Here is a 12170-nt window from a genome sequence, read left to right on the forward strand (position 1 = left end):
CCGCATGTTCTTCAATCTGCCCACCCTGCTGACCTGGGCGCGCATCGTCGCGATCCCGCTGATCGTCGGGATCTTCTACCTCGATCTCACCGCGGGCACCAAGAACCTGGTGGCCACGGTCCTCTTCGTGGTGGTGGCCCTGACCGACTGGGCTGATGGCTACCTCGCACGCAAGCTCAACCAGACGTCTTCCTTCGGTGCCTTCCTCGACCCGGTGGCCGACAAGTTCCTGGTCTGCGCCTCGCTTCTGATCCTGGTGCAGCTCGGCCGACTGGAGTCGCTGGTCGCCCTGGTGATCATCGGCCGCGAGATCGCGATCTCGGCCTTGCGCGAGTGGATGGCGCAGATCGGCGCGTCGCGCAGCGTGGCGGTGCACATGCTCGGCAAGCTCAAGACGACGGTGCAGATGGTCGCGATCCCGTTCCTGCTGTACCACGGGTCCCTGTTCGGCGTGATCGACACGCAGGCCTGGGGCACCTGGCTCATCTACGCCGCGGCGGTGCTCACCATCTGGTCGATGGTGTATTACCTGCAGAAGGCTCTGCCGGAAATCCGCGCCAAGGTCCGCTGACGCCGTTCCGCAGTCCGTGACGAGCCTTCAACGCGACGCGCTGCTGCGTGTCATGCCCGCGGTGTTCGTGCTGATCTGGAGCACGGGCTTCATCGTCGCGCGCTATGGCATGCCACACGCGCCGCCGCTCACCTTCCTCAGTTGGCGCTATGCGTTGTCGGTGCTGTGCTTCGGCATCTGGATCGTGCTGTCGCGCGCGGCCTGGCCACAGGGTGCGAAGCAGTGGGGGCACCTCTTCGTAACAGGTGTGCTGATGCACGCTGGCTATCTCGGTGGGGTGTGGGCCGCAGTGAAGGCCGGCATGGGTGCCGGCACCATCGCCCTGCTCGTCGGCTTGCAGCCGGTCCTGACGGCGCTCTGGTTGAGCCGCTCGCAGTCGCATGGCGAGGGCACTGCCGTTTCATGGCGGCAGTGGGTAGGCTTGCTGCTGGGCTTGCTGGGCCTCTTGCTCGTGGTGTGGCGCAAGCTCGGAGCGGGCGAGTTGTCGGCGCTGAACCTGTCGCTTGCGGTGCTGGCATTGATGGCCATCACGGCCGGCACGCTCTATCAGAAACGATTCGTCGCACCGTGCGATGTGCGGACTGCGAACATGGTGCAGCTGCTGGCGGCGCTCGCCGTGAGTCTTCCGCTTGCACTCCTCGAGACCGAGCCCATCGTGTTGCATCCGCACTTCGTTGGTGCTCTCGCATGGTCGGTCCTGGGGTTGACCCTTGGCGGAAGTTCGCTGCTCTATCTCTTGATCCAGCGAGGCGCGGCAACGCAGGTGACGAGCCTTCTGTATCTCGTGCCGCCCACCACCGCAGTGATGGCTTGGTTGCTTTTCAAAGAAGCATTGACGTTGCTCATGCTGGTCGGAATGGCACTCACTGCACTCGGTGTGTGGCTCGTCGCGCGCACCGAGGGAAAGCCCGAGGCGTGATGCGCACACGAGGTGTCGAAGTAGGCGGCACCCCTTCGCTTGTCAAGCGTGGAAGCACGCGGCGAGGCCCTCCGGCGATGCAGTTGATTACGCATAGAATCCGCTTCCGCGCTTGACACTGGGGGTGCCTGCGGCTGTAATCGTTTGAGCCGTTGAGCCACCAAACACGCGGCCCGAACCATCCACCCAGATTCTTTCGAGACACCTTTTTTGAGGGGGTACCTTCGTGAACAAATCCGAATTGATTGAACACATTGCCAAACAGGCTGACATCTCCAAAGCTGCTGCCACTCGCGCGCTGGAGGCCCTGATCGGCGGTGTGAAATCAACGCTCAAGAAGAACAACAGCGTCTCGCTGGTGGGCTTTGGCACTTTCAGCGTGAGCAAGCGCGCTGCACGCTCCGGCCGCAACCCCCGCACCGGCGCGACCATCAAGATCAAGGCTGCCAAGGTGCCGAAGTTCCGCCCGGGCAAGGCCCTGAAGGATGCGGTCAACTGATTGAGAATTCTGCGGGTGCTTAGCTCAGTTGGTAGAGCGGCGCCCTTACAAGGCGTAGGTCGGGGGTTCGAGCCCCTCAGCACCCACCAAGTCGTAGAGCTGGCCCCAAGGTGACCAGCCACCGTCAGATAAGATTCACGGCGTCCACCCGGCAAAGGCGAACTCAGGTTCGCCTTTGTTGCGTCTGGAGCCCCATTGCGCTCCTGCTCTGCGATCCATTGATCGAGGTCACCGATGTTTGAATTCGTCCGCAAGCACACTCGCATCCTGCAGTTCGTGCTGGTGTTGCTGATCTTCCCGTCCTTCGTGCTCTTTGGCATCCAGGGCTACAGCGGCCTGACCGAAGGCGGCAATGCCACGGTCGCGACCGTCGGGTCTCGCAAGATCAAACAGGCCGAGCTCGATGCTGCGCATCGTCGCCAGGTCGACATGCTGCGCCAGCAGATGCCAGGCATCGACGTGGCGCTCTTCGACACGCCGCAAATGAAGCGCAACACGCTCGACGGTCTTGTGCGCGAGCAAGTCATGCTTGCCGCAGCCGAGAAGGCGGGCTACGTGACGACCGACGATCGCCTGCTGCGCGAGTACATGACCGACCGGCAGTTCGACACCTTCCGTCGACCCGATGGCAGCCTGAACGTGCAGGCCCTCGAGCAGGCACTGAACGCACAAGGCCTCACCAAGCAGGGCTACGACCAGCTCAAGCGCGAAGAGCTGATGATGCGCCAGGTGCAGGGCGGCATGGTGAACACGGTCGTGGCGCCGTCGACGGCGGTGGCTTCTGCGATGGATGCCTTGTTCCAGCAGCGCGAGGTGCAACTGCAGCGCTTCGACACGAAAGACTATCTGTCCAAGGTCAACCCGACCGATGCGGACCTCGAGGCCTATTACAAGAACCCGGCGCACGCTGCCGAATTCCAGCTGCCCGAGAAAGCCGACGTGGAGTACGTCGTGCTCGACCTCGAGACCATCAAGAAGGGCATCAACGTGCCCGAGGACGAGCTCAAGAAGTACTACAGCGAAAACGAGAAGAACTACACCACTGCCGAAGAGCGTCGCGCGAGCCACATCCTGATCAAGGCGCCGTCGTCCATGCCGGCGGCTGAGCGGACGCAAGCGCGCGCCAAAGCCGATGCGTTGCTCGCCGAGCTGACCAAGGCGCCGGCGTCCTTCGCCGATGTTGCACGCAAGAATTCGCAAGACAGCTCGACCGCTGCGACCGGCGGCGATGCCGATCTCTTCATTGCCCGAGGCGACACCGAGAAGGCCTACGAAGACGCGCTGTTCGCGCTGAAGAAGCCGGGCGAACTGAGTCCCGTCGTGGAGACGAAGGACGGCTTCTTCATCCTGCAGCTCAAGGCCACGCGTGGTGGCGAAAAGCGGCCCTATGAAAGCGTGCGCGCCGACATCGAGCAGCAGCGCAAGAATCAGCTGGCCCAGGCCGAATACGCCAAGGCGGCAGCCGACTTCGGCAACGTCGTCTACGAGCAGTCCGACAGCCTCAAGCCGGCCGTCGACAAGTTCAAGCTCGAGTTGCGCACGGCCAAGGGCGTCACCCGCTTGCCGCAGCAAGATGCGTCAGGCCCCCTGGGCTCCAAGAAGTTGCTTGATGCCATCTTCAACGCGGAGGCCTTGCGCAACAAGCGCAACACCGAAGCGGTGGAGACCGCGCCCAACACGCTGGTCTCGGCACGTGTCGTGAACTACCAGCCGGCGGCGACGCCGCCCTTGGCGGAGGTCAAGAGCCGCGTGCGCGAGAAGGTGGTGGCGCAGCAGGCTGCGGCCCTGGCGCGCAAGGAAGGCGAGGCCCGACTGGCGGAGCTTCAGAAGGCGCCGGCCACCGACCTGGGCACGCCGACGAAGGTGGTCTCACGTGCCCAGGCGCAGGACGTGCCTCGCCCCGTCGTCGATGCGGTTCTGAAGGTCCCGACGGTGCCCGCCGTCGAGGGCGTGTCGCTGGACGACGAAGGGTATGTGGTGGCCAAGGTCACCAAGGTGCTGGGTCGTGACCCGTCCACCGCCGATGCAGCCCGCGCCTCCAGCTCTTACGCGCAAGCCTGGGCGAGTGCCGAAGCCCAGGCGTACTACGCCGCGCTGAAGAGCCGGTTCAAGGTTGAAGTTCACACGCCTGCCGCAGCGTCTGCTCCGACGAAGTGAGCTCGGGCGCTGCCGGTCCGCTATACTTGCCGGCTCTGCGGTGGCTGTAGCTCAGTTGGTAGAGTCCCAGATTGTGATTCTGGTTGTCGTGGGTTCGAGTCCCATCAGCCACCCCACCGTATTCAAGGCCTCCCCTGTGGAGGCCTTTTCATTTGGCAGATGGCTCCGCGCGCTCCGATAGCTGGCGGACGCACACCCGGCAGCAGATGCCGCCGGTCGGCACCTCGCGCCATTCCACTTCCCCGCCGAGCTGCTTGACGCGCTTGCGCACCCCTCCCAGCCCGAGCCCGTGGGACCAGGCCTTGGGGTTGCGACCGACGCCGTTGTCGCAAACGCTGAGGTCGAGGCGATCGTTCTCCAGCGAGAACTCGACGTCGACGCGGCGTGCCTGCGAATGCGAGATGACGTTGCTGACCAGTTCGCGCATGACCCGGGTCAGGGCCGACCACTGGACGACGGAGAGGGAGATGTCGCGATCGGTACTGAAGCTCCAGCCCAGCGTGATGTGAGCGGCGGCCAGGCGCTGCGTGAGGTCGGCTTTCCACTCGGCGGCCGCGTGTGACAGCGGGTGGCTGGGGGCGGCCAGGCCACGGGTGAGCGTCTTCAGGTCCTGCAGCGTGTGCCGCACGTAGTCCTCCATCTCGGGAGACTGGGCCTTGTACATCAGTGTCAGCAGGCGAGCGCCGATGTCGTCGTGCAAGTCCTGTGCGATGCGCAGCCGCTCTTCATTGCGACCCTGCTCGACGGCTTGGTCGAACGCGACGGCGCGCCGCAACTGCTCGACGACCCGCTCTGCGAGCCGGGCGTCTTCCGACGTGAACAGCCGTCGGCCGTGGTGGGCAAAGCGGATGACGATGGTGCCGTGCTCGGTCGCATCGCCGTGAGGCAACTCCGGAACAGGGATCAGCAGCGTGGAGCCGGCGCCGGCCACGCGCGGCGTCGGGTAGCGCTTGTCGATCACGCCGGCCTCCATCGGCTGGAAGAGATCGCGCAGCAGCTGCGTCAGCAGGCTCGACGTACGCTCAGGATGGGCTTCGACCTCGCGCGCAATGCGATAGAGCTTCTCGAACATGCGCTCGGTGGTGATCACGTTCTGGTTGCTCAGCTGGTTGAGCAGCCACTGGCGGGCGCCCGAATACAAGCCCAGCGACAAGAAGAGCGCCAGCGTCAGCGAAGCGAACTGGCCGAGCGAAAACGCGGCGACGAAGAGCAGGTCGAGCGCCGTCGCGATGGTGCTGATGGCCGCGAGCAGCGAGAACTCGCGCATCACCTGCTGCGATTTCGAGAGGAAGGGCAGCAGCACCAGCAAGGAGCCGAGAAGCACCGACCACAAGGTAGGCCCGACGATGGCGATCTGCTGCTGCAGCAAGGGGTGGTTGGCCGACCAGGCGATCGCAAGCGTGAGCGCGAGCCACGCCGCCGTGGCGAGCGTCGCGAAACGCCTCGTCACGATGGCGAACGGATGCGGCTCGAGCATGTGCGACCAGCTGAGCAACACGATCGCGCCCATGCCGAGAAGGGCCACGCTGCCTTGCACCCACCACCAGGCGGCCGCGAGCGCACCGTGGTTCAACGCCCACGACACAGCGGCCGTGCCCAGCCAGACCAGCCAGCCAATCACCCCTGCTGCAGGCAGCCGCCGTGGATGAAGCGCCGCGGCGTGCACCAGGGCGGCGCCTGCCAGGAGGTCAAGCGTCGCATGCGCGGGCAGGTTCCAATGCGGCATCGGCAGCGGAAGGCCCAGCGACATGCTCGACTCGATCGCAATCAGGGCCAGGTTGCCGGCCTGGCACAAGGCGGCCAACGCGAAGAGCAGATTGCGCAGGGTCGGCCTCGCCAGCATGACGACCATGGCCACGAGGTAGACGATCAGCGCAAGCCCGCACAACAGCCAGAACATCGGGCTGAGGGCCCGGATGCCGCGTGGCTCGGCTGGCACTTCGGCAGAGGAGCCATCGGCGAAGAGCAGGCTGACCTTGCCCTGCTGCAGGGCGCTCGCCATCGCCTGCTGCATGGCGATGTGCGCGTTGCGCTGGTTGTCGTCGACGAGCCAGCGGGAGGCGCGCCGCAGTGCCAGGTCGTCGAGTTTGATTCGGGTGCCATCGGCAGCCACCATCGCGACCACCGCTTCTCCTTCGTGGGGCTTGAGGACGGGCAGGGCGCTGGAGGCGAGCTCGAGTTGGCCTTTGCCCGAGGCGCGCCAGCCGACGTCGACCTGGGGAATGTCGCCCAGCGCACGCGCGAGCAGCAGGGTTGCAAGGCACCCGATGAGTGCCGCCACCACCAGCAGCCGCAGTCGCCAGCCCATCCACCGCGACAGGGGCTCGGCGGCGAGGCTGCGCTCGATCAGAGCGGAGTCGAGGGTCGAGTTTTCAGCGCCGAGGGTCGAGGCGCCCGGCAGCGCCGAATCAACGGAAGCGGACAGGCCGGGCGGGTGCATCTGGGCATCACCGAGCGGGCGGTGTCGGCCTCAGACCAGCCCTTGCTTGCTGGCGAGCACGGCTGCCTCGGCGCGGCTCGACACGTTCAGCTTCTTGTAGATCGACTTGATGTGGTCGTTGACGGTGAACCACTTGATGCCCATCAGGTTGGCGATTTCCTTGATGGTGAAGCCCTTGCTGAGATAGGTGAGCACCTCGCTCTCGCGCGGCGTGAGGCGCTCGTGGTCGAGCGGCGCACCACGGCCGAGGGCCATCGGCCGGCTGCTCTGGAAGCCGGAACCCCCGCCGAGTGCCGGCTCGGCCGCATTGCCCGTGCCGCCCGGGCCCTGGCGGAAGTGGCTCAGCAGACGTCGCGCGATGGCCGGCGACAGCGGCGGCTGCCCGCGCACGATCTTCTGCAGCTCCTCCACCAGCACCTCGAAGCGGTCTTCCTTCAGCAGGTAGCCATCGGCACCGCATTGCAGCGCCGGGAAGAGGTGGTCGTCATCGGAATAGAGCGTGGTGACGATCTTGGTGGCCGGGTAGCGCGCCAGCTCGGCCAGCAACTCCATGCCGTTGCCATCGGGCAGCTCCAGGTCGACGAGGGCGAGCTTGAAGGGATCCGCAGGAATCTCGCCGTTCTTCAGGTCGCGCAGCCCGATCTGGCGACGCGCGGTTTCCAGGTCACCGGCTTCGGTGATGGCGATGTCGTCGCTGAAGCTCTCGCGCACCACGCGGCACAGGAAGCTGCGGGCGACCGGGTTGTCTTCGACGATCAGTACCTTGATGGCCATGCCTGCGGGGTGCGCTCAGGAGTGCGTTCACAGAGAGGACACGCATCGTAGCGCACTGACCCTCGGGTGGCGTATCCCACACTCCTCAATGGCGAGGATGGGTGGTGCACTTGTCGTGGTGCACCACCTTGGGCGGCCTTACTCGTTGAGGAGGACGAGCTTGCCGCGCACTTGCCGGCTGCCCATGCGCGTGAAGGCTTCCTTGAGCCCGGTCATGGGCAGGCGGGTGTCGATCACCGGCTTGATCTTGCCCTGCGCGTACCACGAGGCCAGATCGGCCAGTGCCTGCACGTGTTGCTTCGGCTCGCGGCGCGCGAACTCGCCCCAGAACACCCCGACGATCGCGGCACCCTTCAGCAAGGTGAGGTTGAGCGGAATGGCAGGGATGGTGCCCTGCGCAAACCCGATGACGAGATAGCGGCCGCGCCAGCCGATGGAACGGAACACGGGCTCGGCGAGGTCGCCGCCGACCGGGTCGTAGACGATGTCGGGCCCCTTGCCGTCGGTGAGGGCCTTGATCTCGTCACGGATGTTGGCCTTCGCGTAGTTGATGGTCGCGTCGGCTCCCAGCTCCTTGCACAAGGCGCACTTCTCGTCGCTCGACGCGGCGGCGATCACCTTGGCGCCGGCGGCCTTGGCGATCTGGATGGCCGCCGTGCCCACGCCGCCTGCCGCGCCGAGCACAAGCACCGTCTCGCCCGCCTTGAGCGCACCACGGTCCATCAGCGCGTGCCAGGTGGTGCCGTAGGTGCACAGGAACGCTGCAGCATCGTCGAACGCAAAGCCTTTGGGCAGCGGCATCAACAGTGAGGTCTTGGCGACCACGTGGGTGCCGAAGCCGCCACCACCGCCGAAGGCCGCGACTGCATCGCCCACCTTAAAGTTGGTCACGCCTTCACCCACTGCTTCGATGACGCCGGCGTATTCGGAGCCGGGCACGAAAGGCGGTGTCGGCTTGGCCTGGTACTTGTTCTGGACGATCAAAAGGTCAGGGAAGTTCAGGCTCGCGGCCTTGATCGCGATACGCACTTCGCCCGACTTGGGCTCGGGTGTCGGCAGGTCCTTCCATTCGAGGGCTTCGGGGCCGATCGGGTTCTCGCAGAGCCATGCTTTCATCGTCGTCTCCATCCAGTGGGGCAGGGGTCGAAGATCATAGACGGCACGCCTGTGCCAGCCCCGTCACGGAGGTGACGAGTCCCTACAATCGCCACATGCGCATCCTCATTGCGAATGACGACGGCTACCTCGCACCTGGCTTGGCTGCTCTGGTGCGAGCTTGCGAAGGGCTCGGCGAGATCGACGTGGTGGCGCCCGAGCAGAACGCGAGCGGCACCTCCAACTCGCTGACCTTGAATCGACCGTTGTCGGCCTACACCGCTGCCAACGGGTTTCGATATTTCAACGGCACGCCCTCGGATTGCGTTCACGTCGCACTCACGGGCCTGCTGCCGCACCGGCCCGACCTCGTGCTCTCGGGCATCAACAACGGCGCCAACATGGGCGACGACACCTTGTACTCGGGCACGGTGGCGGCCGCCATGGAAGGGTTCCTTTTCGGCATTCCGGCGATCGCGTTCTCTCAGGTCGACAAGGGTTGGACGCATGTCGATGCCGCAGCGCAGGTTGCACGCGCCATCGTCGAGCATGTGCTGGCGTCACCGCCTGCGGCCGGCCCCTGGCTGCTGAACGTGAACATTCCCAATCGCGCCGATGCGATCGATTTGCCGCGCGAAGTGACGCGCCTTGGCCGCCGCCACGCCAGCCAGCCGGTGATCTGCCAGACCAACCCGCGCGGCGAGCCGATCTACTGGATCGGCCCCGCGGGCGATGCACGCGATGCCGCATCGGGCACCGATTTCCACGCCACGGCGAACGGGCGCGTGTCGATCACCCCGCTTCAGGTCGACCTGACCCACCACGCCGGCCTGCCTGCATGGCGCGAGTGGTTGAAGGCATGACGAAGCCCGAGCGTCCGCGCCCGAAGTTTCCGCTCCAGCTCGAGGGAGTGGTGTCGGGTGGCGTTGCCAGGAAGGCACCGCTCCTGCGGCCGCAGGCACCGTTGCAGCAGGCTGCGGTCGATTCAGCTCGGGCGGTGCGGCCCTCCGGCCTCGGGCTGGACTCTGGCGACGTGCGCCAGCGCATGGTCGATCGTCTGCAGGCGGCCGGCCTGCGCCACGAGCTCGTGATCGGTGCGATGAACAAGGTGCCGCGGCACCTCTTCGTCGACACCGCACTCGCAACGCAGGCCTATGAAGACACGAGCCTGCCCATCGGGCACGGCCAGACGATCTCCAAGCCGTCGGTGGTCGCCCGCATGATCGAGCTGCTGATGGCCGGAGCCAACGCGCGTGCGCGCCAGTCGCTCGGGCAGACGCTCGAGATCGGCACCGGCTGCGGCTATCAGGCAGCGGTGCTGGCGCAGTTGTCGCGCCAGGTGATGAGCGTCGAGCGCCTGAAGCCATTGCATGACAAGGCCCGCGAGCTGCTTTCGCCCTTGAGGCTGACCCACATCCGGCTGGTGTATGGTGACGGCATGCGTGGGCATGCACCGAATGCCCCGTACGACAGCATCATCTCCGCCGCAGGTGGCGAGGCGTTGCCCGAAGCCTGGCTCGCACAGCTCGCCGTGGGCGGCCGCCTGGTGGCACCGGTGCATGACGCTGGTGGCCGGCAGCAGGTGCTGGTCGTGGTGGACCGAACCGAAAGTGGCTTCGCGCGTTCGGTGCACGAAGCCGTGAACTTTGTTCCTCTGAAATCAGGAATGGATTGATGACGTCGACCTTGTCAGGATCGATACGCGAGAACACCAAGCCGACGCGGGCGGGCATTGCCCGCCTCGTGTTTGGATTTGCCGCCCTGCTGATCGTGGCGGGCTGCGCCTCGCCCGACAAATACCGCGCTCCGGTCGAAGACCGTTCCCTGGCGACACGGCACGTTGCCGGAGCCCCCGCGTCTGCGGCCTCTGCGCCCGCGGTGCCCGCGGCTGAGCCGGCGGTCAAGCCGCTGCCCGGCAGCGAAAACGCCGGCAAGGCAGGCTTCTACACGGTGCGCCCGGGTGACACGCTCATTCGCATCGGCCTCGAAACCGGCCAGAGCTGGAAAGACATCCTCAAGTGGAACAACCTCGAGAACCCCAACGTGATCGAGGTGGGGCAGGTGCTGCGCGTGGTGGCGCCCGGGGCTGACCCGAATGCCGTCGTCACCCGACCGGTGACGCTGCCGCGGCTCGAGTCGCGCCCGATCGACCCGTCGAAGCCGCCTCCGACGACGCCACCCGCATCGCCGTCGCCACCTGCGGCTTCCACCCCACCGGCCGTGCCGCCCGCGTTGCCAGCGCCTCCCGTCGCCCGCGAAGGCGACGACAACGTCAACTGGCTCTGGCCTGCGGCCGGCGCGGTGGTGAGCAACTTCGACGAAGCGCGCACCAAGGGCATCGCGATCGCCGGCAAACCCGGCGACACCGTGGTGGCTGCCGCCGACGGCAAGGTGGTCTACGCCGGCTCCGGCCTGCGCGGCTACGGCAACCTCGTCATCATCAAGCACAACAACACGTACCTCACGGCCTACGCCCACAATCAGGCCTTGATGGTCAAGGAGGAGCAGGCCGTGAAGCGTGGGCAGAAGATCGCCGAGATGGGCTCATCCGACGCGGAGCGCGTGCAACTGCACTTCGAGATCCGCAAGCAAGGCAAGCCGGTCGATCCGGCCAAGCTGCTGCCGCAGCGCTGAACGCCGCTGAGCCCACTCCCCAGCCTGGACGCGCCCACCATGAGCAAGAAGCGCCACGATGGGAACGGGTCCGCAGGGCCGGTGGTCGAGACCCCGGGGAACGGTGGTATGCCGCCGTCGCTGCAGTCCGTCTTGCAGACGCACGGCGAAGACCTCGATGCCGATGAGCCCGTGCCCGTGGCGGCTGTGGAAATCACGGCCGGCGAAGGCGAGGTCGGCAACACCCTGCAGGCCTATCTGCGCGAGATCCGGCGAGCGCCACTTTTCACGCCGCAGGAAGAGTTCGAGACGGCCACCCGCGCGCGCGCCGGTGATTTCGCAGCGCGTCAGCAGATGATCGAACGCAACCTGCGCCTCGTCGTCAGCATCGCGAAGAACTACCTCGGCCGCGGCCTGCCGATGACCGACCTGATCGAGGAGGGCAACCTCGGGCTCATGCATGCCATCGGGAAGTTCGAGCCGGAGCGCGGGTTTCGCTTCTCGACCTATTCCTCGTGGTGGATCCGCCAGAGCATCGAGCGCGCGATCATGCACCAGGCACGGCTGGTGAGGCTGCCGGTGCACGTGGTGCGTGAACTCAACCAGGTGCTCAAGGCCCGGCGCGCGCTGGAGGCGGCCACACCGGGGGTCGATGGCGAGCAGCAGGTGCGGGTGGAAGACATCGCGCAGCGCATCGGCCGGCCGGTGCAGGTGGTGGTCGAACTGCTGAAGTTCGCCGAGACCCCGACCTCCCTCGATGCACCGCTCGACCACGACGGCACCGAATCCATGCTGGACAGCGTGGCCGACGATGGCGCTGGCGATCCGGTCAACCTCACCTTGCACAACGAAGTCGAAGTGCTGCTCCAGCATGGACTGGAAGAGCTGAGCGAGCGTGAGCGCGAGGTGCTTGCAGGCCGTTATGGCCTGCACGACCGCGAACCCGAGACGCTGGAGGTGCTGGCCGAGCGGCTCGGGCTCACCCGCGAGCGCATCCGCCAGATCCAGCAGGAAGCACTCATCAAGCTCAAGCGCCGCATGACGCGCAGCGGCGTCAACCGCGAATCGCTTTTCTGAGCCGGTCGGGCTGAGACAATCGGCC

11 protein-coding genes and 2 tRNA genes are annotated in these 12170 nt (G+C 66.0%); 10 read left to right on the plus strand and 3 right to left on the minus strand.

Going from position 1 to position 12170, the window contains the following annotated elements:
* Positions 1-4 precede the first annotated feature (4 nt).
* From pgsA to JI745_RS25475, 6 genes are all read left to right on the plus strand, one after another.
* Positions 5-571: a CDP-diacylglycerol--glycerol-3-phosphate 3-phosphatidyltransferase gene (gene pgsA / locus JI745_RS25450; protein ID WP_201813317.1), complete on the plus strand. Its 567-nt coding sequence runs from the start codon at positions 5-7 to the stop codon at positions 569-571.
* Positions 572-623: 52 nt separating this feature from the next.
* Positions 624-1490 carry a DMT family transporter gene (locus JI745_RS25455; RefSeq protein WP_201813481.1) on the plus strand — a complete coding sequence of 289 codons (867 nt, stop codon included), beginning with the start codon at positions 624-626 and terminating at the stop codon, positions 1488-1490.
* 226 nt (positions 1491-1716) lie between these two features.
* Positions 1717-1989 carry an HU family DNA-binding protein gene (locus tag JI745_RS25460; RefSeq protein ID WP_201813318.1) on the plus strand — a complete coding sequence of 91 codons (273 nt, stop codon included), beginning with the start codon at positions 1717-1719 and terminating at the stop codon, positions 1987-1989.
* Between the two features lie 13 nt (positions 1990-2002).
* Positions 2003-2078: transfer RNA gene (locus JI745_RS25465), tRNA-Val, on the plus strand.
* Positions 2079-2223: 145 nt separating this feature from the next.
* The gene (locus JI745_RS25470; protein ID WP_201813319.1) at positions 2224-4146 is read left to right on the plus strand and encodes a SurA N-terminal domain-containing protein; all 1923 of its coding nucleotides are present in this window, start codon (positions 2224-2226) and stop codon (positions 4144-4146) included.
* 40 nt (positions 4147-4186) lie between these two features.
* Positions 4187-4262, plus strand: a tRNA-His gene (locus JI745_RS25475).
* 32 nt (positions 4263-4294) lie between these two features.
* On the opposite strand, the gene JI745_RS25480 is transcribed toward JI745_RS25475, so the two are convergent.
* The 3 genes from JI745_RS25480 to JI745_RS25490 all read right to left on the minus strand — a co-directional run bounded on the left by JI745_RS25480 (position 4295) and on the right by JI745_RS25490 (position 8476).
* A complete protein-coding gene (locus JI745_RS25480; RefSeq protein WP_201813320.1) occupies positions 4295-6586 on the minus strand; it encodes an ATP-binding protein in 2292 nt (763 codons plus the stop codon).
* 30 nt (positions 6587-6616) lie between these two features.
* Positions 6617-7360, minus strand: a complete 744-nt coding sequence (locus tag JI745_RS25485) for a response regulator transcription factor (RefSeq protein ID WP_201813321.1) — start codon at positions 7358-7360, stop codon at positions 6617-6619.
* Between the two features lie 138 nt (positions 7361-7498).
* Entirely contained in the window at positions 7499-8476 is a 978-nt protein-coding gene (locus JI745_RS25490; RefSeq protein WP_201813322.1) for an NADPH:quinone oxidoreductase family protein, read from the minus strand.
* A gap of 95 nt (positions 8477-8571) precedes the next feature.
* On the opposite strand from JI745_RS25490, the gene surE reads away from it, so the two are divergent.
* From surE to rpoS, 4 genes are all read left to right on the plus strand, one after another.
* Positions 8572-9318, plus strand: coding sequence for a 5'/3'-nucleotidase SurE (gene surE / locus JI745_RS25495; RefSeq protein ID WP_201813323.1), 747 nt, complete (start codon positions 8572-8574; stop codon positions 9316-9318).
* On the plus strand, positions 9315-10130 hold the full coding sequence (locus JI745_RS25500) for a protein-L-isoaspartate(D-aspartate) O-methyltransferase (protein WP_201813324.1): 816 nt from the start codon (positions 9315-9317) through the stop codon (positions 10128-10130). The genes surE and JI745_RS25500 overlap by 4 nt, the downstream gene beginning before the upstream one ends.
* A complete protein-coding gene (locus JI745_RS25505; RefSeq protein WP_201813325.1) occupies positions 10130-11089 on the plus strand; it encodes a peptidoglycan DD-metalloendopeptidase family protein in 960 nt (319 codons plus the stop codon). The genes JI745_RS25500 and JI745_RS25505 overlap by 1 nt, the downstream gene beginning before the upstream one ends.
* Before the next feature lie 108 nt (positions 11090-11197).
* Positions 11198-12145: an RNA polymerase sigma factor RpoS gene (gene rpoS / locus JI745_RS25510; protein WP_404932866.1), complete on the plus strand. Its 948-nt coding sequence runs from the start codon at positions 11198-11200 to the stop codon at positions 12143-12145.
* Positions 12146-12170 lie beyond the last annotated feature (25 nt).

This window comes from Piscinibacter sp. HJYY11 (genome assembly GCF_016735515.1).
Lineage (GTDB): Bacteria > Pseudomonadota > Gammaproteobacteria > Burkholderiales > Burkholderiaceae_C > Rhizobacter.